Genomic DNA, 26,319 nt, shown 5'->3' on the forward strand with positions numbered 1-26,319 from the left:
CTTGGGACGAGCATTCGGCGCCGAGCGCCAAGCCAAGCACCACGAGCGTCACCCACAACTCAATAAAGGCTCGACTAGCAACGCTTTCGCACCACCTCCAAGACACTCACGTCCCTGCCGACGTGCACAACCGAGCGGAGGAAGCCGTGGCCGCAACGCCTGGGTTTCGCAAAGATGCAGTCGTAGTACCGGAGGAGGGGAAGCACCCGGTCGACGAGACCTTGCCTCCGTTGAAGATGTTCACCAGCGGGCTCCAGCACGTGGCCGCCATGTACGCGGGTGTCGTCGCTCCGCCCATGATCGTCGGCCCGGCGGTCGGCCTCTCCGCCACCGAGACCGCCTTCCTGATGGGCGCCTCGCTCTTCACCGCAGGGCTCGCGACCCTCCTCCAGACCCTCGGGTTCTGGAAGATCGGCGCCAAACTCCCCTTCGTCAACGGCGTTTCGTTCGCCGGCGTGACCCCGATGATCGCCATCGGCAAGGGGGCCGGCGACAACGCCGTCCCCGTCATCTTCGGCGCGATCATCGTCGCCGGAGTCCTCGGCTTCTTCGCCGCCCCGTACTTCGGCAAGCTGGTCAGGTTCTTCCCGCCGGTGGTCACCGGTACGGTCATCACCCTGATCGGCGTCTCGCTGCTCCCCGTGGCCTTCAACTGGTCGCAGGGCGGGAACCGCACCGCCACCGACTACGGCTCGATGCAGAACATCGGGATGGCCGCGGTCACCCTCGCGATCGTCCTGCTGATGCGCAAGTTCCTGCGCGGCTTCCTCCAGCAGATATCCATCCTGCTCGGCCTGGTCGCCGGAACGCTCATCGCGCTGCCCCTGGGCATGACCAACTTCGACGCCGTCAGGAACGCCGACTTCGTGGGCTTCCCGACCCCGTTCCACTTCGGCGCCCCGCAGTTCCAGGTCGCCGCCATCATCTCGATGTGCATCGTGATGCTCGTGTGCATGACGGAGTCCACCGCCGACATCCTGGCGCTGGGCAAGATCGTGGGCCGTCCCGCGGACGAGAAGACCATCGAGGGCGGCCTGCGGGCCGACGCCCTCGGCAGCGCGATCAGCCCGCTGTTCAACGGGTTCATGTGCAGCGCCTTCGCGCAGAACATCGGCCTGGTCGCCATGACCAAGGTGCGCAGCCGGTTCGTCGTCGCGGCCGGCGGCGGCATCCTGATCCTGCTCGGCCTCTGTCCGATCGCCGCCTCCGTCATCGGCGTGGTCCCGCTCCCGGTCCTCGGCGGCGCGGGCATCGTCCTCTTCGGCTCGGTGGCCGCCAGCGGTATCCAGACCCTGGCCGGCGCGGCCATGGAGAAGGGCGAGAACGCCCTGATCGTCGCTGCCGCGCTCGGCATCGGCCTGATCCCGATCGCGGCCCCCGGCTTCTACCACGCCTTCCCGAAGGACCTGCTGGTCGTCCTGGACTCCGGCATCAGCACCGGCTGCGTCGTGGCCATCGCGCTGAACCTGGCCTTCAACCACCTCGGCGCCAAGAAGGGCGCGGCCGACGCCGCCACCCTGGAACCGGTGCCGGTGCACTGACCGGGCCCGGCCCGGCCGGACAGTGCCGAACGGCGGTGCGTACGCCACCCACTGCGGGTGTGGCGTCCGCACCGCCGTGCGCGTTTGCGGCTGCCGGCCCGGCCGGCCCGCGCCGACCGGCCCGTCGTCCTGAGGGCCCGTCCCGACTGGCCCGCCCCGGCGGCTTGGTACTCCCGCTCCGGCCGCGGCTCAGAGGCCGACGGGGCCGGAAGGTGCCGGGTCCGGGTCGGACCAGATGTCCGGGACGACCGTGCGCAGCCGGTGGCCGCGCGGGCCCAGTTCCTGCGCCTCCGACTTGCGTACGCGCAGGGACACCGCGGAGTCCCTCATGCGCAGGCCCGGCAGTCGGCGGGTGAGGTCCGCGGTGTAGCGGGAGAGGTCCTCCACGGTGCGCAGCCGTACGCTGATCATGAAGTTCCAGGGCCCGCTGACGGACATGCAGGTCCGGGTCTCGCGCAGTCCCGCGGCCGCCGCCGCGCAATCGGCCAGTTCGTACTCGGCGGCCTCCGCCCAGAGCGTCGCCGACACCGGCCAGCCCGACAGCCCCGACGCCAGGGCGCAGCTGTAGCGCAGGCTCTGACCGGCCTCCAGCCTCGTCAGCCGGCGCCGTACGGTCGACTCGCTCATCTCGAACTCCCGGGCCAGCGAGGCCACGCTGCGCCGGGCGTCCGAGGCCAGGGCCCGTACCAGTGGCCGGTCCTCGTACTGCAGCGGCGCGACCGGGGCCGTGGCCGGGACGGTGGCGTGCGCCGAACGCCGGGTCCGGCCGGTCAGCAGGTCGATCTGGTCCGGGGCCAACTGGTCCAGGCGCCAGCGGTCGGGGGCGTAGTGCACCGCGGTCACCATCGAGGTACGGGTCCCGATCACGCCCGGGATCAGCTGCACCCGCGAGGACAGGTACCGGTACAGCGCGGGCAGGTCCGGGAGGGCCACGAAGACCAGCAGGTCACGGCCGCCGGTGGTGTGTTCCACGCCGAGCGTGTACGGATCCGCCACGAGGGCGTCGCCCACCGGCGGGGAGGTTCCCGGGGCGCACGTGACCTCCACCCAGGCCATGCAGGGCGGCCGGACGCCGGTCCGCAGCCCTATCCCCGTCAGCCACGCCTCCCCGGTCCCGGTGAGCCGCTCCCAGCGGCGTGCCAGGGTGTCCGGGCGCGCTCCCAGCACGGGCCCCAGCAGCTCCCAGCTGGCGCGGGGAGCGAGCTGGAGTGCGTGGACGAGCGCCCGGTCCATGTCGTCGATGGCGGAATTGGCCGAGTTCATACCCTCCCCTGGTGGTTCTCCCGGTCGGTGACGAGACATCGAAATTATGAACCGATCATCCTTCTTTGTGCATTCAACTGTTGAACGAGTGGTTGTATGTACTTGTCGGACATCGCAGGAGGATTGCGTGGGGGAGACCGGCGTGGGGATGCGCCTTGCGGTGCCCGCCGAATTGTCCAGTTTCATCGGCCGGGAGCGGGAGCTGACCGCCCTCGCCGCGCTGCTGGCCGGCGAACGCCTGACGACACTCACCGGCCCCGCCGGCATCGGGAAGACCCGGCTCGCGGTGCGCTCCGTGCGGACGCTGATCCGCCGGGACGGGCCGGACGCCGGCTGGCTGGACCTCGCGGCCCTGCCCGAGCGCCGCTGGGCGGAGCTGGAGACGGAGCTTGCCGGCCGGCTCGCGGGGAGCGCTGCGCTGCTCGTCCTCGACGGGTGCGAACAGCTGGGGGAGGCGGGGCCGGGGCTCGCGGCGGGGCTGCTGTCGCGCCTTCCGGGGCTGCGGATCCTGGCCACTTCGCAGCGGCGGCTGGGGCTGGCGGGGGAGGCGGTGCTCGCCGTACCGCCACTGGCCGTACCGCCACTGGCGGGGCCCGCGTCCTCCCTGCTCTCCGCGTCCTCCGCGTCCTCCGCGTCCTCCGCGTCCTCCGTGCCTCCGGCGGCCGCGCCGCTGCCCGGACCCCGGCTCCGGCCGCCGACGGCGTACCCATCGGCGGCGGTTCCGGTGCCGGCGCCGATGTCGGCGCCCATGCCCATGACCCTGCCCATGTCGATGCCGAGGGACGACCGGATGCCGGATCCGGTCACCGGGCGGCTTCCGGTGGCGGCCGTCGCCGGGTACGAGGCCGTGCGGCTCTTCGAGGAACGGGCGCGCGGCGCCGACCCCTTCTTCGAGCTGACCGACCGCAACGCGGCCGCCGTGGCCGCGCTGTGCCGGGCGCTCGACGGGATCCCCGGCGCGCTGGAGCTCGCAGCGGGGCGTGCGCACCAGTACGCGCCGGCGCAGGCGCTCCGCAGGCTCGGTTCCGACCCGCTGAACTTCCTCGCGGGCGGGGCGGGCCGCAGCACCCGGGTGGACGCCGAACGGTCCCACCGGCTGGCCTCGCCCGCCGAACGGCTGCTCTGGGAGCGGCTCTCCGTCTTCGCGGGCCCCTTCGACCGGGCGGCCGTCGCCGAGGTGTGCGGCTTCGGGGAACTCACCCCGGACACCGCCGCCGAGGCGCTGCAGCGGCTGGCCCCCGGCCTGCTGGCGGACGTCGGGCCGGGCCGCTACCGGCTGCCGCTCTCCGTACGGGCCTACGCGGGCCGCCTGCTCGCGCACGGGCCCACCGGAGACGGCGCGGCCACGGCCCGGCGCCACCACGAGCGGTGCCGGGTGGTCGCCGAGCGGGCGGCGCAGCTGTGGCGCGCGGGCGCGCAGCGGGAGGCGCGCGCCCTCGCCCTGCGGGAGCTCCCCGAGCTGCGCGCGGCGATGAACCCGCTCTCCGCCAGCGGTCCGGGCACGGCCCTGGAGATCGCGGTGTCCCTGTGGTTCCTGTGGTCCGCGTGCGGGATGGTGGCGGAGGGGCGGCGGCACCTGGAACGGGCCCTGGCTCTGCACCCCGCGCCCCGGCCCGCACGGGCCCTGTGGCTCGCGGCCTGGCTCGTGGCCAGCTTCGGCGAGTCGGACGGCGCCGATCCCCTGCTGGTGGAGGCGTGGACCGCGGCCGTACACGAGGGGGAGGACACCTGCCTGGCCTACCTCGCGCACGTACGGGGCACGGTCGCGCTGTGGGAGCACCGGTACGAGGAGGCCGCCGAGGAGTTCCGCGACGGACTGGAACTGCTGCCGGCCGATCCCGACTTCGGCCCCGGCCGCGAAGCGCTCGAAGCCGCGCACACCATGGCGGTGGCCCACACCGACCCGCTGTCGGTCCCGCTGGAGGACGGCCCGCCGCAAGACCCCGCCGACCTGTGGGCCCGTTCCTGGACCTGCTGTGCCCATGCCCTGGTCCAGCGCCGCGAAGGCCGCCCGGCGCTGGCCCGCACCGAACTGCTGCGCGCCCTGCGGACCCAGCTCGCGCTGGACGACCAGCTCGGAGCGGCCTTCTCGGTGGAACTCCTCGCCGAACTGGAGACGGACCAGGCCCACTACACGGAGGCAGCCCGCCTCCTGGGAGCGGTCTCCCGCAACCGCCCCCGCGCGGCCTCGGCCCCCCGGGCCCTGCACACCCTCCGCACCCGCCTCACCCCGGAGGCCTTCCGCACGGCCTACCGCACGGGCGCCCGTACGCCCCTGCGCGACCTGCTGCCGGAGCTGTCGGACTAGGCCGTCTCTTTCGGATCTTGCCGGGTCCGAAAGAGACGGCCTAACCGCTGGCGGGGGGTTCCCACAGCATCAGGCTGCTCATCAGCTCGGCCTGCTCGATCGCGTCGTCCAGCGCGTGGTGGGTGTGCGGGCGGCTGGAAAGGAGGTGCGCGGGCATGTGGCGCTTGACGGCGGAGCGGAGCGGGATCCGGGCCTTGGCCGCGTAGAGGGTCTTCATGTCCAGGCAGCCCGAGTGCCCGAAGGGGCTCTCGCCGCCGAAGCTCATCAAGTACCAGTACAGGAAGGTCCAGTCGAAGGAGGCCGGGTATCCGCACATCACCGGTTGGGCCCCGGCGGAGACTTCCCGGACCCAGGCGCGGAATTCGGCCATGGCGACCGCCGGTTCGGCGCCCTCGCGCAGCAGCCGGTCCCTGTCGAGCCCGCTGACGGCGAGCGCCTCCGGTACGAAGGCCTCGCTGATCGGACGCAACTCGCGGTAGAAGGTGTCCTGTTCCGGATCGGCGGCCGTATACGAAGGTCCGCTCTGCCGGCCGGCCACGGCGGCCCCGAAGCTGATCATCGAGTACGGCCCGGGGATCGGTCCGTCCGCCTCGATGTCGACGGAGATGTAGACGTTGGGACGTGCTGCGCGGGCTGACATGCCGGGAAGCATGCCAGCCCGCGCCGAACCGGCTCACCCCAATATCGGGGCGGGGTCGGGAGGAGGAGATCAGAGCGACGAAGGGATCAGGACGAGGGCGTCAGGACGAGGGGGTCAGGTACATCCCGGTCTGGTCGGCTCCGGCGGTGTTCTTGCAGCCGAATCCGCCGCTCGCCGGCTGGGCCACCACCAGCGCCAGGCAGCGCCCGGCCGCCAGCTGACCGAAGTAGTTCGGGTGCATGGACTCCTGGACCAGCCCCTGGGTCTCGCTGCTGTCGATCCAGCGCGCCCACTCGCTCGTCTTCGCCGAGGCCGGCGCCGCGGTCGTCACCTGCTTGCTCGCCTTCGCGCAGACCTCGCGGCCCTGCATCATGTCCCGCAGGTCCAGGAACTGCACGCCCTTGGCGGCGGCAACCCCCTTGATGCGGTTGGCGATCTGCGGCACGAGCGAGTCGCGCGCCCAGTCCGAGTCCTTGTTCCAGAACGGACAGCCGCCGCTGTTGAGCCGGCTCCAGTCGCTCTGGGTGTACCGGTTCTCCGTGCCGCGAGGGATCGGCGACGGGTAGGACTGCAGCACGATCCGGTACGAGGAGTCGGAGTAACCGGCGCCGCGCATGACGGTCCGCACCTCGTCCACGGACTTGCCGACGTTCGCCATGACGGCGTCCATCTTCTGGTCGACGACCGACTGCTGGTCGTCGTAGCAGTAGGAGTTCCACAGCACGAAGTCGTACGCGCACTCCTTGATGATGTCGGCGAAGCCGAGATCGTTCCCGCCGATGGACAGCGCGATGACCTTGACGTTGTTGTTCGCGGCCACGGCGGCGAGCTGATCGGCCTGCGGGGCCTCGCCCTTGAAGGCGACGCCGCCGTTCGAGGCGCGGAACACGTTCTCCGAGGTCGCCCCGGAGCAGGCGAGGTTGACGGCCACGTCGGCGATCGCCCCGGCGCTCTTCACCTCGGCGGAGTCGGACCGGTCGCACCCGCCGGCCGTGGCCCCGTACACCTTCGAGGGGTCGTAGGTGCTCCCGCTGACCCATGCCCGGTCGGTGCCGGTCCGGTTCCCGCTGTTGGTGAGGCTGTTGCCCTTCCAGCGCCCGGCCTCGCCGGAGATGTAGCTGTCGCCCATGGACACCACGGCGGTGGGCCCGCTCCCGGGCCCGGCCACGGCCGTCCCGGCCCCGCCGGCCACCAGCGCCCCGACGGCGAGCGGCAGTGCCATCCCGATGCCGGCCAGTCGTCGCACTCGACTGCGGGCGGTCCGGTTCGTGCTGTCGTTGCGGAATCCGATCACTGCGGAACTCCTGCGGTCGGCCATGCCGAAGTCGGGAACAACTTCGGTGCATGGCTGGGTAAGTGGGGGTTACCTCCGGCCGGTGGTAACCGGAAAACTCCCATGTCCCCGGTTGTTACCGCTAGGTACAGGCAAGTTACGAACAAGTAACAACCGACCGGTCGTTCGGCCCGACTGCCCGGATCCGCACATGCCCGCGCCCCCGGAGCCGTGGGGCTTCGGGGGCGCGGGCGGGTTCGGCTGCTGTGCGAATTTCAGCCGAGGCTCTGGGCCGGTCGGGGTTCTGGACTAGCCGATGAGCTGGTCGTACGCCGGGAGGGTGAGGAAGTCGGCGTAGTCCGCGTCCAGGGAGACCTGGAGGAGGAGGTCGTGAGCCTGCTGCCACTTGCCGTTGGTGAAGGCTTCCTCGCCGACCTCGGTGCGGATCGCGGCGAGTTCGGCGGCGGCCACCTCACGGGTGAGCTCGGCGGTCGCGAGCTTGCCGTTCTCGAAGATCACGCCGGCGTTGATCCACTGCCAGATCTGCGAGCGCGAGATCTCGGCGGTGGCCGCGTCCTCCATCAGGCCGAAGATGCCGACGGCGCCGAGGCCGCGCAGCCAGGCCTCGATGTAGCGGATGCCGACCTGGACGGCGTTGCGCAGGCCGTCGTAGGTGGGCTTCGCGTCCAGGGAGTCGATCGCGATGAGCTCGCCGGCGGCGACGGAGACGTCCTCGCGCAGGCGGCTCTTCTGGTTCGGGTTGTCGCCGAGGACCGCGTCGAAGGAGGCCATCGCGATCGGGACCAGGTCGGGGTGGGCGACCCAGGAGCCGTCGAAACCGTCGCCGGCCTCGCGGTCCTTGTCGGCCTTGACCTTCTCGAAGGCGACCTTGTTGATCTCGGCGTCCTTGCGGGACGGGATGAAGGCCGCCATGCCGCCGATGGCGTGCGCGCCGCGCTTGTGGCAGGTCTTGACGAGGAGCTCGGTGTACGCCCGCATGAAGGGAGCGGTCATCGTCACCGCGTTGCGGTCCGGCAGGACGAACTTCTCGCCGCCGTCACGGAAGTTCTTGACGATGGAGAAGAGGTAGTCCCAGCGGCCGGCGTTCAGGCCCGCCGCGTGGTCGCGCAGCTCGTAGAGGATCTCGTCCATCTCGTACGCGGCCGTGATGGTCTCGATCAGGACGGTCGCGCGGACCGTGCCCTGCGGGATGCCGACGTAGTCCTGGGCGAAGACGAAGATCTCGTTCCAGAGGCGCGCCTCGAGGTGCGACTCGGTCTTCGGCAGGTAGAAGTACGGGCCCTTGCCGAGCGCGATGAGGCGCTTGGCGTTGTGGAAGAAGTACAGGCCGAAGTCGACGAGCGAGCCGGAGGCGGGGCCGCCCTCGAACTGCAGGTGGCGCTCCTGGAGGTGCCAGCCGCGCGGGCGCATCACGACGGTGGCGAGCTCCTCGGCGGGCTTGAGGGCGTACGCCTTGCCCGTGCGGGCGTCGGTGAAGTCGATGCGGCGCTCGTAGGCGTCGATCAGGTTGAGCTGGCCGATGACCACGTTCTCCCAGGTGGGAGCCGAGGCGTCCTCGAAGTCGGCGAGCCAGACCTTGGCGCCCGAGTTCAGGGCGTTGATGGTCATCTTGCGGTCCGTCGGACCGGTGATCTCCACACGGCGGTCGTTCAGCGCGGCCGGGGCCGGCGCCACCTTCCAGTCGCCCTCGCGGACCTGTGCGGTGTCCGGGAGGAAGTCGAGGGTGGAAGTACGGGCGATCTCGGCACGGCGCTCGGCGCGACGGGCGAGGAGCTCGGCGCGACGGGGGGCGAACCGCCGGTGGAGCTCGGCCACGAAGGCGAGAGCCGCTTCGGTGAGGACCTCGTCCTGCCGGGGCAGGGGCTCGGCGTCGACGATGGCCAGCGATGACGGCGCTGGTGCGGACATATCTGTCACTCCTTCAGCGGCGGTGCCTGGCGGCCGCGGGGAATGCTCGCGCTGGACGGCACGCAGTGCCGTCGGGTGTGGAGAGTTCCGGATACGGTCGCGGGCGCCGTCTGGGGGTTCAGGGCGCTTCTGACCAGTGGATAGTAATTTCCTCATGGTGGAAGTTCAATGGTTTGTTGATGTCGAGATTCTCTGGGTCGACAGATTCCGCTACCTGGTGGCCCTCAGTGCCATAGCGGTCACAGCCCGCTCAAGGTTGCCTCCGGTCCTGCTCAGATGAGCCGTGCCAGGTCGGGCGGCGTGTCGATGTCGAAGGCCTCCGCGACGTCCCCGCACTCGACCAGCGTGAGCTCCGCCACGTGCGCCGACAAGTGCACCCGTGCGCCCTTGTCACCTGTGGCCGTCGCCACGATGTCCGGCCAGCGGTCCGACCCGAACAGCACCGGGTGCCCGCGCTCGCCCCCGTACGCCGCCGCCACCAGGCTCGCCGGGGAGCGGTACGCCGCCCGGACCCGGGCCACCGCCTCCGGGCCGATGCCCGGCTGGTCCACCAGGGACACCAGGGCCGCGCGGGCGCCCGTACCGGCCAGCGAGGCCAGGCCGACCCGCAGCGAGGAGCCCATGCCCTCGGCCCAGTCCGGGTTGTCCGCCACCACGCAGCCGCTCAGGTCCGCGCGCTCGCGCACCTCGGCCGCCGAGGCGCCGAGGACCACGTGGACCGGGCCGCAGCCGGCCGCGCGCAGGACCCGTACGGCGTTCTCCACCAGCGGGCGGCCCCGGTAGGGCAGCAGGGCCTTCGGGCGGCCGCCCAGCCGCCGGCCGCCGCCGGCCGCGAGGAGCAGGCCGGCGATCAGCGGGGGAGGAGCGGGGTCGCCGCCGCCCGCGCGGGGTTCTGTGCGGTCTGCGGCGTCTGCGGCGTCTGTGTGCCCCGCCCGGTCTGCGGCGTCTGCGTGCCCCGTGCGGTCTGTGCGGCCGGTGTCGTCTGCGGCGTCCGGGGCGCCGTGGGCGCTGGTGTGGCGTGGCATGTCACCGATTCTCGCTCGCGCCGCTCACGCCGCACGAGGCGCCGTACGGCGGTCAGCGCCGCCCGGATGCGCACCGGCTCGGTGATGCGGTTCTCGGCGGCTGCGAGCAGTGCCCGTTCGTCACGGTCGGTCAACATCGCTGAGACTCCTTGCCAATCGGGGGCCAATACAGCGAGTCTGGACCTGGATTGGCCTGGACGGCAGAGCCAATCAGGGGAGGTTGGCATGGCAAACGGGCGAGTGGTCCAGACGGCGGACAGGACGATCGGCAGCCGGCAGCTCGCGGCGCTGCTCCCGCCCGAGGTATTGGCCCGCCCCGGCTACCGGGCCCTCGCCGACGCCGTCCGCACCCTGATCCTCGACGGCCGGATCGCCCTGCACGTACGGCTGCCCGCCGAACGCGAGCTCGCGGAAGCGGTCGGCGCCAGCCGGGCCACCGTCACCGGCGCCTACGACCTGCTGCGCGAGAGCGGCTACGTCCGCAGCCGGCGCGGCTCCGGCACCTGGACCGAGCTCCCCGAGGGACACGACCCCGTCGGCGCGCACGCGCTCATCGGGGGAACCGGCGGCCGCGCCGACGGCGACCCGGGCATCGACCTGGCCATCGCCGCCATGGGCGCCCCCGACGGCACCCTCTCGGAGGCCGTGGCCTGGGCGGCGCCCAGGCTCCCGGGGCTCGCCCGCCACCCCGGCTACCACCCCTTCGGCCTGCCCGACCTGCGCACCGCCATCGCCGAGCGCTTCACCCGGCGCGGGCTGGCGACCCGGCCGGAGCAGATCCTCGTCACGGCGGGGGCGCAGCAGGCGTTCGCGCTGGTCGTGAGCCTGCTGTGCCGGCCCGGGGACCGGGTGATGACCGAGAACCCGACCTACGCCAACGCCCTCGACGCCATCCGGCACGCCCGGCTGCGCACCGGGTCCATCGCCGTCTCCGACAGGGGCTGGGACCTGGAGATCGCCGAGTCCACGCTGCGCCAGACCGTGCCGAGGCTCGCGTACGTGATCCCCGACTTCCACAACCCGACCGGCGCGCTGATGCCGGAGGAGCAGCGGCTGCGCCTGCTCGCGGCGACGCGGCGGACCGGGACCTGGCTGGTGGTCGACGAGACCATCGCCGACATCGCCCTCGACGTGCCGGCGCCCGCCCCGACGGCCTCGCTGGCACCCAGGGGCGGGGCCGACCACGTGGTCACCATCGGATCGCTCAGCAAGACGCACTGGGGCGGGCTGCGGGTCGGGTGGATCCGGGCCACCGCCAAGATGATCACCGAGCTGACGACGGTACGGGTGGCGGCGGACATGTGCGGATCGGTACTCGACCAGCTGGTGGCCCTGCCGCTGCTGGAGGGGCTGGAACGCTCGCTCCCGGCGCGGCTGGAGCAGATACGGGGCCAGCGCGCGGCCCTGGTCGCCTCGCTGGAGCGGCACACGCCCGAGTGGTCCTGGCAGCTGCCGCCGGGCGGACTGTCGCTCTGGGTGGACCTGGGCGAGCCGGTGAGCTCCGCACTGTCGGAGCGGGCGGCCGCGGCCGGGGTGCACATCGGGCGGGGCGCCCGTTTCGGGGTGGATCCCGGGACCTTCGAGCACCGGCTGCGGATTCCGTACACGCTGGACGCGGACCGGCTGGACGAGGGGGTACGCCGCCTCGCGGAGGCCTTCCACGACGGCGTGCCGCTGCCTTCGGCGGTGGAGCGGCCGTACTGGGTGGCGTAGCCGTTACGCGGTCCGGCGGAAGTAGGCGTTCGATGCCGGGCGGAACATCAGGACCACGGCGGTGAGGACGGCGGCCACGTGGACGGCCCGGCTGGCGCCGAAGAGCCAGTCGTGGGCGCCGGCCTGGGCGGCGGCCGCCTGGAGCGACCCGCCGTCCAGGAGGTGGCCGAGGGGCTGGAGCACCATGGAGGCCGTGCCGAGGACGCCGAGGCCGGGCCCTGCGGGGCTGTCCCCTACCCGCCCTTCCACCGTTCCCCGGGCTCTGCCCGGACCCGGTCCTCAAGCGCCGGACGGGCTGAAGGCGGGCTCCTGGGGCTCCGCCCCGGACCCGCGCCTCAAACGCCGGCGGGGCTGGATTTGCCCGGCGGGGCTGGATTGGGCGGGGCCACGGGCCACGGGCTACGAACTACGGCGTGCGGATCAGGCGGCGGGTGGCGGCTGCGGCCACTGCCGAGGTGCGGGAGTCGACGCCGAGTTTGGCGTAGATGTGGACCAGGTGGGATTTGACCGTGGCCTGGCTCAGGAAGAGCTGTTTGGAGATCTGCTGGTTCGACAGGCCGTCCGCGACCAGCTGGAGGACCTCCAGCTCGCGCTTGGTCAGGGCTTCGGCGGGGGTCCGCATGCGGTCCATCAGGCGCAGGGCCACCGCCGGGGCCAGGGCCGACTGGCCGGCCGCCGCGGTGCGCACGGCCGCCGCGAGTTCCTCCGGCGGGGCGTCCTTGAGCAGGTAGCCCGAGGCGCCCGCCTCCACCGCGGCCAGGATGTCCGCGTCCGTGTCGTACGTGGTCAGGACCAGCACCCTGGGGGCCGAGGGCCGGGCCGTGATCAGGGCCGTGGCCTCCGAGCCGTGCATACCGGGCCCGGGGCCGAACTGGAGGTCCATCAGGACCACGTCCACCCCCGCGGAGGCCGCCAGGTCCACCGCGCGCTCCGCCGTCGCGGCCTCCGCCACCACCGCGAAGTCCGGCTCGGTGTCCAGCACCGCGCGCAGCCCGGCCCGGACCACCGGGTGGTCGTCGGCGAGCAGCAGCCGGATGGTCATCAGGAGGCCTCCAGGGGCAGCGGCAGGGTGACGGCCACGGCGGTGCCCTGGCCGGGGGAGGACTCGACCGTGAACAGGCCGCCCAGGGTTTCGGTCCGCGAGCGCATGGCGGGCAGGCCGAACCCGCCGTCCCCGGAAGGGGCGGAGCCGGGGTCGAAGCCCTTGCCGTCGTCGACGATGTCCAGGGTGACCGAGGTGTCCATGAAGCTCAGGGTGATTTCCGCGCGGCCGGCCCCCGCGTGGCGGACCACATTGGCCAGGGCCGACTGCGCGATCCGCAGCAGCGCCACCTCGTAGGGAGTCGGGAGGGGGCGGGCCGTGCCGCTGAGGGAGAAGCGGACCCGGGGGCCCGGGGCGCCCGTGCACAGCCGTTCCAGCGCGGCCGGGAGCGAGCCGTGCTCCAGGTCCGGGGGCGTGAGGGCCCGTACGAAGCGTCGCGCCTCGGCGAGGTTCTCCTGCGCGGCCTCGCGGGCCCGCGCGATGTGGGGCAGGGCCGCGGCGCCCTCGGGCAGGGTCCGCTCCGCCGCCCGCAGCAGCAGCTGGATGGAGGAGAGCCCCTGCGCCAGGGTGTCGTGGATCTCCCGGGCGAGGCGCTCGCGCTCCGCCAGGATCCCCGCGTCCCGCTCGGCCGTCGCCAGCTCGGCCCGGGTGGTGATGAGCTCCTCGATCAGCTCGCGGCGCCGTTCGCTCTCCCGGTAGAGGGCCTCGTAGCCCAGTACGGTCGCCACCGCCACGGCTCCGCCCAGCAGGGGTCCGAGGAAGGCCCCGGGGGTCACCGCGCCGCTGTGCGCGAGGAACCCGCCGATCGCCGCGAAGGCGGTGAGCACGACGGCCGCCACCCCCCAGCGCAGCCGCAGCAGGTGCAGCTCCAGGAAGTACAGCGGGAAGGCGATCCACAGCCCGTCGGGGGAGACCACCAGCAGCGCGGCCCAGGCCGCGCCCAGTGCGGCCAGCCACACCGCTCCGGCGCGCGGCGAGCGGTGCACCGAGGGGGCCCGTACGCCGGCCACGTACACGGCGGCCAGTACGGCGCAGAGCGCGACCACCCAGCCCGCGAGCGGCGCGGAGTCGGTGACGGCCCGCATCGCGGCGAGCGCGAGCAGGCCGAAGAGCAGCGCGTGCAGGCACAGCCGCAGGACGCGGGAGACGGGGGTGAGGGTGCGGCCGGCCGCGGCCACGGTCGCGGCGGAGGGGTCCGGGGAGGGGTCCGGGGACGGGTCCGGGGAGGGGGGAACAGGAGTCATTTCCGGACCAGCGTAAGTCCGCGTCCGGTGGCCCCGGTCAACCAAAGGATTGATGTCTGGGTGCGCCCTTCGATACCAGGATCCCTACTGTGGCGCGATGCCCTGTGTCCACGCCGAAGACCAAGGTGGGATGCATGTTCGTCGCATGGAGAGATCTACGGTTCGCCAAGGGCCGCTTCGCCCTGATGGGCTCGGTCGTACTGCTGATCACGCTGCTGGTCGGCCTGCTGTCCGGGCTCACCGCAGGCCTGGCCCGGGAGAACATCTCGGCCATCACCGGCCTGCCGTCCACCACCCGCCTCGCCTTCGCGGCGCCCGCCGGGGACCAGAAGGTCTCCTTCACCAATTCCCAGGTGCCCGAGAAGGCCTGGCGGACCTGGCGCGAACAGCCGGGGGTCACCTCCGCCCAGCCGCTGGGCATCCGCACCACCAACGCGGTCTCCGGTGAGCGCACGGCGGCCGTGTCCGCCTTCGGCGTGGACCCGGCCGGGCCCCTGCCGCCCCGGGGGAGCGGCCTCGCCCAGGGACAGGTGGTCCTCACCGAGAAGGCCGCCGAGGAGCTCGGCGGACTGACCGCCGGCGCCAAGCTCAAGATCGGCCCGGTCGAGCTGGCCGTGGCCTCGGTCTCCGGCACCGCCGCCTACAGCCACACCCCGGTGGTCTGGATGGACCTGAACGACTGGCAGCGCGTCGGCAACCCCGGCACCTCCATCGACACCGTGGCCACCGTCGTCGCCCTGGACGGTACGGGCGCGGTCGACTGGGCGGCCGGGTCCAAGGCCACCGGCACCGATGCCCAGACCATCGACGGGGCGCTGAGCGCGATCGGCTCCTACACCTCCGAGAACGGCTCCCTCCAGCTGATGCGCGGTTTCCTCTTCGCCATCTCCGCCCTCGTCATCGGGGCCTTCTTCACGGTGTGGACGATCCAGCGCAGCGGGGACATCGCCGTGCTGAAGGCACTGGGTGCCTCCACCCCGTACCTCCTCAAGGACGCCCTCGGGCAGGCCGTGGTGATGCTGGCGATCGGTACGGGGGCGGGAACCGCCCTCGCCGCCGGGTTCGGCGCCCTGATCAGCGGCGGCGCCGTGCCCTTCGTGCTCGATGGAGCCACGGTGCTGATCCCGGCCGCCGTCATGATCGCGCTCGGTGCGCTGGGCGCCGCCCTGTCCATCCGGCGGATCACCGCCGTAGACCCCCTGACCGCTCTCGGGAGCGCCCGATGACCCTGCTCGTCCACGACGTCACCCTCACCTACGCGGACGGCGACGCCCGGCTCACCGCCCTCGACGCGGTCCGCCTGGAGGTGCCCGCGGGCACCCTGACGGCCGTCATAGGCCCCTCCGGGTCCGGCAAGTCCAGTCTGCTCGCGGTCGCCGCCACCCTGGTCACCCCCGATTCGGGGCGGATCGTCGTCGCGGGGCAGGACACCGCGGAGCTCACCGCGGCCGAGAAGTCGGTGCTGCGCCGGGAGAAGATCGGCATCGTCTTCCAGCAGCCGAACCTGCTGGCCTCGCTCACCGCCGTCGAGCAGCTCCAGGTCATGGCGCACCTCTCCGGCCGCCCGCCGCGCGCCCTGCGGCAGCGGGCGCTGGAGCTGCTGGACTCGGTGGGCCTGGCCGACAAGGCCGACAAGCGGCCCCACCAGCTCTCCGGCGGGCAGCGCCAGCGCATCAACATCGCCCGCGCGCTGATGAACGAGCCCTCCGTGCTCCTGGTGGACGAGCCCACCAGCGCCCTCGACCACGAGCGCGGAGCCGCGGTCCTCGACCTGCTGATCACCCTCACCCGGGACCGCTCCACCGCCACGGTGCTCGTCACGCACGACCACGCGCACCTGGAGCGCATGGACCGCACGGCGACCATGACCGACGGCCGCCTGACGGAGACCGTCCCGGCCGCGTAGGGATGCGCACGAAGGCCCCGGCGGCCCCTTGGAGGGGCGGCCGGGGCCTTCGTGCACGTCGGGGCGTCCAGGGCGTCCGCGCAGGCCCTACGGGGTCCTGCGCGGCCCTGTGCGGTCCTACGCCGGGCTCTGGCTCTGCAGGGCCACCGACAGTTCGGCCGCGACGCCCTGCAGGATCGGCACGAAGGACTCGGCCACGGCCTCGGTCACCCGGCCGGCCGGGCCCGAGATGGAGATCGCGGCGGCGGTCGGCGAGTTCGGAACGGAGACCGCGAGGCAGCGGACCCCTATTTCCTGCTCGTTGTCGTCGACGGCGTAGCCCACCTTGCGGACCTGCTCCAGGGCCTCCAGGAAGCCCTCGGGCGTGGTGATGGTCTTCTCGGTCGCGGCAGGCATCCCGGTGCGCGAGAGGAGCGCCCGGACCTCGTCCGCGGGGGTGTAGGCGAGCAGCGCCTTGCCCACGCCGGTGGAGTGCGGCAGTACGCGGCGGCCGACCTCGGTGAACATCCGCATGGAGTGCTTGGACGGCACCTGGGCGACGTAGACGATCTCGTCCCCGTCGAGCAGGGCCATGTTCGCCGTCTCGCCGGTCTCCTCCACGAGGCGGGCCAGGTAGGGGCGGGCCCAGGTGCCCAGCAGCCGCGACGCGGACTCGCCGAGGCGGATCAGCCGGGGGCCGAGGGAGTACCGTCGGTTGGGCTGCTGCCGGACGTAGCCGCACGCCACGAGGGTGCGCATGAGGCGATGGATGGTGGGCAGCGGCAGACCGCTGGCGGCGGAGAGTTCGCTGAGGCCGACTTCGCCCCCTGCGTCGGCCATACGTTCGAGCAGATCGAAGGCGCGCTCAAGGGACTGGACGCCACCGCTGGCGGCGGTGGGCTTGTTGGAGGCGTCGGTGGTGCTGGCGCTGGACGTCGGCACGGCGCGGTCCTTTCGGTGCTGGCAGGCAAGCAAGCAGCCTACCGGTCGGTCGGCGTCGGCCCTAGAGCCGGGGCAAAGCCCGTCGCCGCCGGTCAGAGGCGGTTTGTCCTGGTGGCGGACATCCTCGGGAAGTTACCCGTCCAGCACCCGGTGGTGATAGCTACATTCTGCATAGCGAAATCTTAATTCCATCCTGTGGAAACATCCAATTGCGATGCGGGCGGGTCAGTGGTCCGTCCGGGCGCTCTTGACTGGGTCCGGATCGGGGTGAAGACTCCGTCAACAGAACGTTGAATTTCGCTCTGTGGAAGTAGATGGGGAGGTTCCGGTGTCCGACCTGGCTGTGGAACTGGTACTGCGCTCGACGCGCGTCATCACCCCCGAGGGGACGCGTGCCGCTTCGGTGGCCGTCGCCGGCGGGAAGATCGCGGCCGTGCTGCCGTACGAGGCCGACGTACCGGCCGGGGCCCGGCTGGAGGACTTCGGCGACGACGTGCTCCTTCCCGGCCTCGTCGACACCCACGTCCACGTGAACGACCCCGGTCGCACGGAGTGGGAAGGCTTCTGGACGGCCACCCGCGCCGCCGCGGCCGGTGGCATCACCACCATCCTCGACATGCCGCTCAACTCCCTGCCGCCGACCACGACCACCGCCAACCTGGTGGTCAAGCAGGACGTGGCCCGGACCAAGGCGCACGTGGACATCGGCTTCTGGGGCGGTGCGCTGCCGGACAACGTCAAGGACCTGCGCCCGCTGCACGACGCCGGCGTCTTCGGCTTCAAGTGCTTCCTGTCGCCCTCCGGCGTGGACGAGTTCCCCGAGCTCGACCAGGAGCAGCTGGCCAACTCCCTCGCCGAGATCACCGGCTTCGGCGGCCTGATGATCGTGCACGCCGAGGACCCGCACCACCTGGAGTCCGCGCCGCAGAACCCGGGCCCCAAGTACGCCGACTTCCTGGCCTCCCGCCCCGAGGACGCCGAGAACACCGCGATCCAGAACCTGATCGACCAGGCGAAGCGCCTGAACGCGCGCGTCCACGTCCTGCACCTGTCCTCCGCCTCCGCGCTGCCGCTGATCGCCGCGGCCAAGGCCGAGGGCGTGCAGATCACCGTCGAGTCCTGCCCGCACTTCCTCACCCTCACGGCCGAGGAAGTCCCGGACGGCGCCACCGAGTTCAAGTGCTGCCCGCCCATCCGCGAGTCCGCCAACCAGGACATCCTGTGGGACGCGCTCGCCGACGGCACGATCGACTGCATCGTCTCCGACCACTCGCCCTCCACCGCGGACCTGAAGACCGGCGACTTCGCCACCGCGTGGGGCGGCATCTCCTCCCTCCAGCTGGGCCTCCCGGCGATCTGGACCGAGGCGAAGAAGCGCGGCCGCAGCCTGGAGGACGTCGTCCGCTGGATGTCCGCCGCCCCGGCCGCCCTCGCCGGTCTGGCGGACAAGGGCGCGATCGAGGCCGGCCGCGACGCCGACTTCGCCGTCCTGGCCCCCGAAGAGACCTTCACCGTTGACCCGGCCCACCTGCACCACCGCAACCAGGTCACGGCGTACGCGGGCAAGACCCTGCACGGCGTCGTGAAGTCCACCTGGCTGCGCGGTACGCAGATCGCCGACCACGGCACCCCGTCCGAGCCCACCGGCCGACTCCTTGAAAGGCAGAACTGACTGTGGCGATTGAATCCTTCACCGGTAACGCGAACCCGTACGGGGGCGGCGACCCGTACGCGGACTACCGCACTGCGGACTTCCCGTTCACCCAGTACGCGAACCTGGCCGCGCGTGCGCTCGGCGCCGGTGTCATCGCCGCCAACGACGAGTTCTTCGCCCAGCGCGAGAACCTGCTGATCGAAGAGGCCGCGCACTTCGACCCCGAGGACTTCGGCCACAAGGGCAAGGTCATGGACGGCTGGGAGACCCGCCGCCGCCGCGGCATCTCCGCCACCCAGCCCTGGCCGACCCCCGAGGACCACGACTGGGCGCTGATCCGCCTGGGCGCCCCCGGCGTCATCCGCGGCATCGTCGTCGACACCGCCCACTTCCGCGGCAACATGCCGCAGGCCGTATCGGTGCAGGGCGCCTCGGTGGCCGGCTCCCCGACCGAGGCGGAGCTGCTCTCCGACGACGTCAAGTGGACGACCCTCGTCGAGCGCACCCCGGTCGGCGGCCACGCGGCCAACGGCTTCGAGGTCAACGTCGAGCAGCGCTTCACGCACCTGCGCCTCAACCAGCACCCGGACGGCGGCGTCGCCCGCCTGCGCGTCTACGGCGAGGTCCGCACCGACCCCAAGTGGCTCGCCGCGCTGGGCACGTTCGACGTGGTCGCGCTGGAGAACGGCGGCTCGGTCCAGGACGCGTCCAACCGCTTCTACTCCCCGCCGACCAACACCATCAACCCGGGCCGCTCCCGCAAGATGGACGACGGCTGGGAGACCGCCCGTCGCCGCGACAACGGCAACGACTGGATCCGCTACGAGCTGGTCGCCGAATCCGAGATCCGCGCCGTCGAGATCGACACCGCGTACCTCAAGGGCAACTCGGCCGGCTGGGCCTCGCTGTCCGTCAAGACCGGCGAAGAGGGCGAGTGGGCGGAGTTCCTGCCGCGCACCCGCCTGCAGCCCGACACCAACCACCGCTTCGTGCTCGACGCCCCGGCGGTCGGCACGCACGTCCGCATCGACATCTTCCCGGACGGTGGCTTCTCCCGCCTGCGCCTGTACGGCGCCCTGACGGAGGCCGGCGCCGCGGCGCACGCCGCCCGTCACCAGGAGCTGGGCGGCTGACGCCACCCCTCCCGCACCACGCCGACCGCCCCGGGGGCCGACACCCCCGGGCGCGTTCATCAGCCCGCAGGGGCGCACCGCTCGCCGGTGCGCCCCTGCGGCGTTCCCGGACCGGGTCCTTCGGGTGCCTCCCTCCGGGCGCCCCCGTTAGGGTGCGCCTACGAACCCGAAGACGCCCCGAGGAGACGGACTTTGACAGCCGAAGAGCCGCGCACGCCGCAGCAGCGCCGGGCGGACACGATGGCCCGATTCGAGAACGACATCGACGTCTGGGTGGCCACCGCGGACGCCCGGGGCGTCCCGTGCATGGTGCCGCTCTCGTTCCGGTGGGACGGCACGACGTTCCTGGTGTCCACCGGGCGCACCCTGCCCACCGGGCGCAACCTCGCCGAGAACGGCGGCCGGGTCCGGCTGGCCTTCGGCACGACCCGCGACGTGGTCCTCGTGGAGGGCGCCGCGACCGCGCTGGAGGCGGCGGAGCTCGCGCCCGGCGAGATCGAGGCCTTCGCGGCCCACTCCGGCTTCGATCCCAGCAGCCTCAAGACGCCCTACCCGTACTTCCGGATCGAGCCGGTGTGGATCCAGGCCTGGCGCGAGGCGAACGAGATCGCCGGCCGCGACCTGATGAAGGACGGCCGCTGGCTGGTCTGATCTCCCGCGCGCCGCTCCGATGAGTTCCGGGCCGCCCGGGAGTCTGAACGGGTACAGGTGAATGCGGACGAAAAAGGAGCGCGGAGCCATGGGAAAGCTGACCCTCACCACCTTCCTGACCCTCGACGGCGTGATGCAGGCCCCCGGCGGGCCGGAGGAGGATCCCAGCGGCGGGTTCGCGTACGGCGGCTGGCTGGTGCCCTTCGACGACGAGGGCATGGGGGCATTCATGACGGAGGTCTTCGACCGGGCCGGGGCCTTCCTCCTCGGCCGCCGCACCTACGAGATCTTCGCGGGCTACTGGCCGCAGCACACCGACCCGGCGGACCCGATCGCGAGCCGGCTCAACGGGCTGCCCAAGTACGTGGCCTCGACCACCCTCAAGGAGCCCGGGTGGGCCGGGACCACGGTCATCGACGGGGAGCACCTCCAGTCCGAGATCGTCCGGGTCAAGGACGGGCTGGAGGGGGACGCCGAGCTCCAGGTGCACGGCAGCGGGGCGCTCGCCCAGTGGCTGCTGGCGCGCGATCTGGTCGACGAGCTGAACCTGTTGGTCTTCCCGGTCTTCCTGGGAACGGGCCGCAGGCTGTTCCCGGCCGGGGCGCTGCCCACGGCCTGCGAGCTGCTCGCCTCCCGCACCACCGAACGGGGCACCGCCATCCACACCTACCGCCCGACGGGCCGCGCCGCCTTCGGCACCTTCTGAACGGGCCACCCTCTGAACGGGTCACCTCCTGGACGGGCACCTCCTGAACGGAGAAAGGCGAGGTCAGCGGGGAGCGGAGCCGGGATAACCACTCGACCGGGGCGATCATGTCCGATAGCGTCAATACCCCCGTGCGAGCCGCCGAAGCCTCCACCCGCTCCCTGTCGTTGGAGACCCGGTGTCCACCGTTTCCGCAGCTGCCCCCGTGCCCGTCCTCGCCCCCCGCAGGGCCTGGCTGGCCGACCTTCCGGTCCTGCTCGTCGCCGTCGTCTGGGGCGGCAGCTACCTCGCCGCCAAGGGGATCACCGCCACCCACACCGTGATCGCGGTGCTCGTCCTGCGCTTCGCGCTGGTGCTGCCGGTCCTGGTGATCGCGGGCCGGCGGCGGCTGCGCGCGCTCACCCCCGCCCAGCTGCGCGGCGCCGGGGTGCTGGGACTCGTACTCGGCGGGATCTTCCTGCTGGAGACCTACGGGGTGGTCCACACCTCCGCCACCAACGCCGGGCTGATCATCAGCCTGACCATGATCTTCACCCCGCTCGCCGAGGCGGCCGTCCGCAGGTCCCGCCCCTCCGCCGGGTTCCTGGGGGCCGCCGCGGTCTCCGTGGCCGGAGTCGTGCTGCTCACCCAGGGCGGCGGGATCACCGCCCCCGGCCTCGGGGACCTCCTCATCCTCGGCGCCGCCCTCGCCCGGACCCTGCACGTCCTGCTGATGGCCCGGATCAAGGCCGTGCAGGAGGCCGACTCGCTCTCCCTGACCACGGTTCAGCTCGGCAGCGCGGTCGCCGTGTTCGCCGTACTGGCCGCGGTGCCCGGCACCGGTGCGAGCCCCTGGTCGGCCGCCGCCGGGTTCGGGGCCGCCGAGTGGGCCGGGCTCGCCTTCCTGTCCGTCTTCTGCACCCTCTTCGCCTTCTTCGTCCAGATGTGGGCCGTCCGGCGCACCTCGCCCTCCCGCGTCAGCCTGCTGCTCGGCACCGAACCCCTCTGGGCGGCCGCGGCGGGCATCGTCATCGGCGGTGAGCACCTGGGACCGGCCGGCCTCGCGGGCGTGGTGCTGGTGCTCGGCGGCACCGCCTGGGGCCGGCGCACCGCAGCCTAGGGGGGTGTCTGATGGATCTCCGCGGCGTCGCGACGGAGATCCATCAGACACCCCCTGCCGATTGGCCGGAACGGGACCCTCCGCGGGGCGGCCGCGCCCCTAGGGTTGCCCCATGCCTCCGACGTCACAGACCGGGGAGTTCCTCCAGGGACACCCGGCGCCGCTCCCGGCGCGAGCGCTCGCACGCCTCCGCCACCCGGAACGCGGCGAGCGCCTCGGGGCCGTCGCAGGGATTGGGGCCCTCGCCGCGCACCAGCCGGACGAAGGCCGCCAGCTCGGCCTCGTAGGCGGGGGCGAAGCGTTCCAGGAACCCGGACCACGGTTTGGTAGCCGGGGGTGGGCCGTGCGGTTCGGCCGAGGCGATGGGCGTACGGTCGTCCAGCCCGGTGGAGATCTGGTCCAGCTCCCCGGCCAGCTCCATCCGCACGTCGTACCCGGCGCCGTTGCACCGCGTACCGGTGCTCGTGACCAGCGTCCCGTCGTCCAGGGTGAGGACGGCGGCGGCCGTGTCGATGTCGCCCGCCTCCCGGAACCGGGGCGGCCCCGCGTCCGAGCCGGTCGCGTACACCTCGGTCACCTCGCGCCCGGTGACCCAGCGGACCATGTCGAAATCGTGCACGAGGCAGTCCCGGTACAGCCCGCCGGAGGTCGCCAGGTACGCGGCGGCCGGCGGCGCCGGATCGGCCGTCGTGGTCCGTACGGTGTGCAGCCGGCCCAGCGCGCCCGAGCGGACCAGCTCGCGCGCCGTGCCGTAGCCCGCGTCGAAGCGGCGCATGAAGCCCAGCTGGAGCACCCCGCGGACCGCCGCCACCTCGCGCAGCACCGCCAGGGTGCGCTCCAGGCCCGGGGCGAGGGGCTTCTCGCAGAACACCGGCAGCCCGGAGCGCACGGCCCGCAGGACCAGCTCCGCGTGCCCCTCGGTGGCGCAGGCCACCACCAGGGCGTCCACCCCCCACGTGAAGACCTGCTCGACGGAGGGCGCGGCCGTGGCCCCGAGCCGGTCGGCCAGCCGGGCCGCCCGCGCGGGGTCGGCGTCGGCGAGCAGGAGCGAGCTCGCGTCCGCCTGGCGGGCCAGCGCCGCCGCGTGGAAGGAGCCGATGCGGCCCGTTCCGATGAGCCCGATGCGCATGCACTCAACGTGGCCCCGTCCGGGGGACCTGTCAATCTGCCCGGCTGCGTCCCGAAGGGTCCGCCATGCCCCCGATGACCTTGCATGGTGCACTGTGACGGATACTGGGCGGCTGCGGCTCGAAAGACAGGACCGCTCCAGACATGAACGCTGCGGACATGAACGCTGTGGCAAGCGGGCCGGGGCAGCGGCGGCAGGACGAGGGAAAGGCGCGGCAGACGTGGCTAGGGTTCGGACAGGGGTGCGCGTCGTGGGCGCGGTGCTCGCGGCGGTACTGGGCGCCTCCCTCGTGGGCTGCAGCAGTACGGGCGGCAAGCGCGCCGAAGATCGGGCGAAGGCCGAGGCGGCGGGCAGGCCCGCGGTGTCCACCCCGCGCTGGACCTTCGCGATGGTCACCCACGCGGGCGATGGCGACACCTTCTGGGACATCGTCCAGAAGGGCGCCAAGGAGGCCGCGGCGAAGGACAACATCAACTTCGTCTACGCCCACGACGACCAGGCGCAGCAGCAGGCTCAGTTCGTCCAGAACGCCATCGACCAGAAGGTCGACGGGCTGATCGTCTCGCTGGCCAAGCCCGAGGCCCTCAAGGACGTCCTCGCCAAGGCCGTCAAGGCCGGTATCCCGGTGATCACGGTCAACTCCGGATCCGCCCAGTCGGCCGAGTACGGGGCCCTGGCCCACATCGGCCAGGACGAGGAGATCGCCGGAGAGGCGGTCGGCACCGAGCTGACCAAGCGGGGAAAGAAGAAGGCCGTCTGCGTCCTGCACGAGCAGGGCAACGTGGGCCACGAGCAGCGCTGCGCCGGGGCCAAGAAGACCTTCGGCGGGACGATGGAGAACCTGTACGTGGAGGGCACCAACATGCCCTCCGTCCAGGCCTCCCTCCAGGCCAAGCTCCAGGCCGACCCGGACATCGACGCGATCCTCACCCTCGGCGCGCCCTTCGCCCCCACCGCCGTCAAGGCGAAGGAGTCGGCGGGCAGCAAGGCCGAGGTGGACACCTTCGACCTGAACGCCTCCGTGGCCCGCGACCTGAAGTCCGGCGCCCTCGGCTTCGCCGTCGACCAGCAGCCCTACCTCCAGGGCTACGAGGCCGTCGACCTGCTCTGGCTCAACCGCTACAACGCCGACGTGCTCGGCGGCGGCCGCCCGGTCCTGACCGGTCCGCAGATCGTCACCGCGGCCGAGGCCGCCAAGCTGGAGGAGTTCATCAAGCGGGGCAGCCGATGAGCACGGCCACCTCCGTCGACGAGCGGCTCGCCCCGACCTCCCTGGTCCGCAAGCTGCTCGGCCGGCCCGAGCTCGGCGCGGTCGTGGGCGCGGCCGCCGTCTTCGTCTTCTTCTCCTTCGCCGCCGACAGCTTCCTGCGGGCCTCCAGCCTGAGCACGGTCCTGTACTCGGCCTCCACCATCGGCATCATGGCCGTCCCGGTGGCCCTTCTCATGATCGGCGGGGAGTTCGACCTGTCCGCCGGTGTCATGGTCACCACCTCGGCGCTGTTCAGCTCGATGTTCAGCTACCAGATGACCGCCAACGTCTGGGTCGGCGTCCTCGTGTCGCTCCTGGTCACCCTGGCGATCGGCTTCTTCAACGGGTTCATGCTGACCCGTACGAAACTCCCGAGCTTCATCATCACGCTCGGCACCTTCCTGATGCTGACGGGCCTGAACCTCGGCTTCACCAAGCTGATCAGCGGCTCGGTCTCCACCAAGACCATCGCCGACATGGAGGGCTTCGACTCCGCCCGCGCGCTCTTCGCCTCGCAGTGGACCTTCGGCTCGGTCACCCTCAAGGTCACCATCCTGTGGTGGCTGGTCCTGGTCGCCGTGGCCACCTGGATCCTGCTGCGCACCCGCGCCGGGAACTGGATCTTCGCCGTCGGCGGCGGGGCGGACGCCGCCCGTGCCACCGGCGTCCCGGTCGTGAAGACCCGTATCGGGCTGTACATGGGCGTGGCCCTGTGCGCCTGGATCTCCGGGCAGCACATCCTCTTCTCGTTCGACGTCGTCCAGTCGGGCGAAGGCGTCGGCAACGAGTTCCTGTACATCATCGCGGCCGTCATCGGCGGGTGCCTGATGACCGGCGGCTACGGCTCGGCCATCGGCTCCGCCGTGGGCGCCTTCATCTTCGGCATGACCAGCAACGGCATCGTGTACGCGCAGTGGAACCCGGACTGGTTCAAGTTCTTCCTCGGCGCGATGCTGCTGCTGGCCACGCTGCTCAACGCATGGGTCCGCAAGCGGGCGGAGGCGAAATGACGACGACCGAGACCGACAAAGCATCCCGGGCCGAGGCGCCCGCGCTGGTGAAGCTGACCGACGTCAGCAAGTACTACGGCAACATCCGCGCCCTCCAGGGCGTCTCCCTGGAGGTCTCGGCGGGCGAGATCACCTGTGTCCTCGGAGACAACGGCGCCGGCAAGTCCACCCTCATCAAGATCATCGCGGGGCTGCACCGGCACGACGCCGGCACCTTCGAGATCGAGGGCGAGGAGACCGTGCTCGCCAACCCGCGCGCCGCCCTCGACCACGGCATCGCCACCGTCTACCAGGACCTCGCCGTGGTCCCGCTGATGCCCGTCTGGCGGAACTTCTTCCTCGGCTCCGAGCCCACCAGGGGCCGCGGCCCCTTCCGCCGCCTCGACGTGGAGCTCATGCGCGAGACCACCCGCGCCGAACTGCTGCGCATGGGCATCGACCTGCGCGACGTGGACCAGCCCATCGGCACCCTGTCCGGCGGCGAACGCCAGTGCGTGGCCATCGCCCGCGCCGTCCACTTCGGCGCGAAGGTCCTCGTACTCGACGAGCCCACCGCGGCCCTCGGCGTGAAGCAGTCCGGCGTGGTCCTCAAGTACGTCGCCGCCGCCCGCGACGCGGGTCTCGGCGTGGTCCTGATCACCCACAACCCGCACCACGCCTACCTGGTCGGGAACCGGTTCGTGCTGCTCAAGCGCGGCACCATGGCGGGCAGCCACACCCGCGACTCGATCAGCCTGGACGAGCTCACCCGGCAGATGGCGGGCGGCTCCGAGCTGGACGAACTGAGCCACGAACTGGAGCGAGTGGCAGAATCAGGACCTGACAGCACGCCCCGACCTGAAAACACAGCCGGCCCCACCACGGGCACCACCGCACCCTGAGG

At 72.2% G+C, this 26,319-nt stretch carries 23 protein-coding genes; 13 read left to right on the top strand and 10 right to left on the bottom strand.

The genetic code is table 11. The annotated features are described in order from the left end of the window. Window positions 1-146 precede the first annotated feature (146 nt). On the top strand, window positions 147-1,541 hold the full coding sequence (locus tag OHU74_RS29245; protein WP_371618630.1) for a nucleobase:cation symporter-2 family protein: 1,395 nt from the start codon (window positions 147-149) through the stop codon (window positions 1,539-1,541). A 189-nt stretch (window positions 1,542-1,730) separates the two neighbouring features. Here the strand turns inward: OHU74_RS29245 and OHU74_RS29250 are convergent, their stop codons facing one another. Then, complete coding sequence (locus OHU74_RS29250) at window positions 1,731-2,804, bottom strand: Lrp/AsnC family transcriptional regulator (protein WP_371618631.1); 1,074 nt, start codon at window positions 2,802-2,804, stop codon at window positions 1,731-1,733. A 127-nt stretch (window positions 2,805-2,931) separates the two neighbouring features. Here OHU74_RS29250 and OHU74_RS29255 point away from each other — a divergent pair, with 127 nt between their 5' ends. Beyond that, window positions 2,932-5,112: a hypothetical protein gene (locus OHU74_RS29255; RefSeq protein WP_371618632.1), complete on the top strand. Its 2,181-nt coding sequence runs from the start codon at window positions 2,932-2,934 to the stop codon at window positions 5,110-5,112. Window positions 5,113-5,152: 40 nt separating this feature from the next. On the opposite strand, the gene OHU74_RS29260 is transcribed toward OHU74_RS29255, so the two are convergent. The 4 genes from OHU74_RS29260 to OHU74_RS29275 all read right to left on the bottom strand — a co-directional run bounded on the left by OHU74_RS29260 (window position 5,153) and on the right by OHU74_RS29275 (window position 9,979). Continuing rightward, window positions 5,153-5,752, bottom strand: a complete 600-nt coding sequence (locus OHU74_RS29260) for a 3'-5' exoribonuclease domain-containing protein (protein ID WP_371618633.1) — start codon at window positions 5,750-5,752, stop codon at window positions 5,153-5,155. Window positions 5,753-5,852: 100 nt separating this feature from the next. Continuing rightward, window positions 5,853-7,046, bottom strand: coding sequence for a GDSL-type esterase/lipase family protein (locus tag OHU74_RS29265; protein ID WP_371618634.1), 1,194 nt, complete (start codon window positions 7,044-7,046; stop codon window positions 5,853-5,855). 288 nt (window positions 7,047-7,334) lie between these two features. Next, window positions 7,335-8,954, bottom strand: a complete 1,620-nt coding sequence (gene aceB, locus OHU74_RS29270; RefSeq protein WP_371618635.1) for a malate synthase A — start codon at window positions 8,952-8,954, stop codon at window positions 7,335-7,337. Between the two features lie 272 nt (window positions 8,955-9,226). Beyond that, the gene (locus OHU74_RS29275; protein WP_371618636.1) at window positions 9,227-9,979 is read right to left on the bottom strand and encodes an NTP transferase domain-containing protein; all 753 of its coding nucleotides are present in this window, start codon (window positions 9,977-9,979) and stop codon (window positions 9,227-9,229) included. A 225-nt stretch (window positions 9,980-10,204) separates the two neighbouring features. Here OHU74_RS29275 and OHU74_RS29280 point away from each other — a divergent pair, with 225 nt between their 5' ends. After that, window positions 10,205-11,692: a PLP-dependent aminotransferase family protein gene (locus OHU74_RS29280; RefSeq protein ID WP_371618637.1), complete on the top strand. Its 1,488-nt coding sequence runs from the start codon at window positions 10,205-10,207 to the stop codon at window positions 11,690-11,692. Between the two features lie 3 nt (window positions 11,693-11,695). Here the strand turns inward: OHU74_RS29280 and OHU74_RS29285 are convergent, their stop codons facing one another. The 3 genes from OHU74_RS29285 to OHU74_RS29295 form a co-directional block, all read right to left on the bottom strand. Then, window positions 11,696-11,941, bottom strand: a complete 246-nt coding sequence (locus tag OHU74_RS29285; protein WP_371618638.1) for a hypothetical protein — start codon at window positions 11,939-11,941, stop codon at window positions 11,696-11,698. 157 nt (window positions 11,942-12,098) lie between these two features. Then, complete coding sequence (locus OHU74_RS29290) at window positions 12,099-12,734, bottom strand: response regulator (protein WP_371618639.1); 636 nt, start codon at window positions 12,732-12,734, stop codon at window positions 12,099-12,101. After that, window positions 12,734-13,978 (bottom strand): sensor histidine kinase, encoded by a 1,245-nt coding sequence (locus tag OHU74_RS29295; RefSeq protein ID WP_371618640.1) that lies wholly within the window; start codon window positions 13,976-13,978, stop codon window positions 12,734-12,736. Before OHU74_RS29295 ends, OHU74_RS29290 begins: the two co-directional genes overlap by 1 nt. Window positions 13,979-14,112: 134 nt before the next feature. On the opposite strand from OHU74_RS29295, the gene OHU74_RS29300 reads away from it, so the two are divergent. Then, window positions 14,113-15,204: an ABC transporter permease gene (locus tag OHU74_RS29300; RefSeq protein WP_371618641.1), complete on the top strand. Its 1,092-nt coding sequence runs from the start codon at window positions 14,113-14,115 to the stop codon at window positions 15,202-15,204. Then, on the top strand, window positions 15,201-15,884 hold the full coding sequence (locus OHU74_RS29305) for an ABC transporter ATP-binding protein (protein WP_371618642.1): 684 nt from the start codon (window positions 15,201-15,203) through the stop codon (window positions 15,882-15,884). The genes OHU74_RS29300 and OHU74_RS29305 overlap by 4 nt, the downstream gene beginning before the upstream one ends. Before the next feature lie 117 nt (window positions 15,885-16,001). On the opposite strand, the gene OHU74_RS29310 is transcribed toward OHU74_RS29305, so the two are convergent. Beyond that, the gene (locus OHU74_RS29310; protein WP_371618643.1) at window positions 16,002-16,805 is read right to left on the bottom strand and encodes an IclR family transcriptional regulator; all 804 of its coding nucleotides are present in this window, start codon (window positions 16,803-16,805) and stop codon (window positions 16,002-16,004) included. Window positions 16,806-17,142: 337 nt separating this feature from the next. Here OHU74_RS29310 and allB point away from each other — a divergent pair, with 337 nt between their 5' ends. From allB to OHU74_RS29335, 5 genes are all read left to right on the top strand, one after another. Next, entirely contained in the window at window positions 17,143-18,477 is a 1,335-nt protein-coding gene (gene allB / locus OHU74_RS29315) for an allantoinase AllB (RefSeq protein ID WP_371619847.1), read from the top strand. Window positions 18,478-18,479: 2 nt separating this feature from the next. Then, entirely contained in the window at window positions 18,480-19,592 is a 1,113-nt protein-coding gene (alc, locus tag OHU74_RS29320; protein WP_330299360.1) for an allantoicase, read from the top strand. Window positions 19,593-19,784: 192 nt separating this feature from the next. Next, on the top strand, window positions 19,785-20,243 hold the full coding sequence (locus OHU74_RS29325; protein WP_371618644.1) for a pyridoxamine 5'-phosphate oxidase family protein: 459 nt from the start codon (window positions 19,785-19,787) through the stop codon (window positions 20,241-20,243). A gap of 88 nt (window positions 20,244-20,331) precedes the next feature. After that, entirely contained in the window at window positions 20,332-20,949 is a 618-nt protein-coding gene (locus OHU74_RS29330) for a dihydrofolate reductase family protein (protein WP_371618645.1), read from the top strand. Window positions 20,950-21,127: 178 nt separating this feature from the next. After that, window positions 21,128-22,048 (top strand): DMT family transporter, encoded by a 921-nt coding sequence (locus OHU74_RS29335; protein WP_371618646.1) that lies wholly within the window; start codon window positions 21,128-21,130, stop codon window positions 22,046-22,048. A gap of 124 nt (window positions 22,049-22,172) precedes the next feature. On the opposite strand, the gene OHU74_RS29340 is transcribed toward OHU74_RS29335, so the two are convergent. Continuing rightward, complete coding sequence (locus OHU74_RS29340) at window positions 22,173-23,177, bottom strand: Gfo/Idh/MocA family oxidoreductase (RefSeq protein ID WP_371618647.1); 1,005 nt, start codon at window positions 23,175-23,177, stop codon at window positions 22,173-22,175. A 220-nt stretch (window positions 23,178-23,397) separates the two neighbouring features. Between OHU74_RS29340 and OHU74_RS29345 the strand changes: the two genes are divergently transcribed. The 3 genes from OHU74_RS29345 to OHU74_RS29355 are packed head-to-tail and all read left to right on the top strand — an operon-like array spanning window position 23,398 to window position 26,317. Then, window positions 23,398-24,408: a sugar ABC transporter substrate-binding protein gene (locus OHU74_RS29345; protein WP_371618648.1), complete on the top strand. Its 1,011-nt coding sequence runs from the start codon at window positions 23,398-23,400 to the stop codon at window positions 24,406-24,408. After that, on the top strand, window positions 24,405-25,436 hold the full coding sequence (locus tag OHU74_RS29350; protein ID WP_371618649.1) for an ABC transporter permease: 1,032 nt from the start codon (window positions 24,405-24,407) through the stop codon (window positions 25,434-25,436). Before OHU74_RS29345 ends, OHU74_RS29350 begins: the two co-directional genes overlap by 4 nt. Continuing rightward, window positions 25,433-26,317: an ATP-binding cassette domain-containing protein gene (locus tag OHU74_RS29355; protein WP_371618650.1), complete on the top strand. Its 885-nt coding sequence runs from the start codon at window positions 25,433-25,435 to the stop codon at window positions 26,315-26,317. Before OHU74_RS29350 ends, OHU74_RS29355 begins: the two co-directional genes overlap by 4 nt. Window positions 26,318-26,319: the final 2 nt, after the last annotated feature.

It is taken from the genome of Streptomyces sp. NBC_00454 (genome assembly GCF_041434015.1).
Lineage (GTDB): Bacteria > Actinomycetota > Actinomycetes > Streptomycetales > Streptomycetaceae > Streptomyces.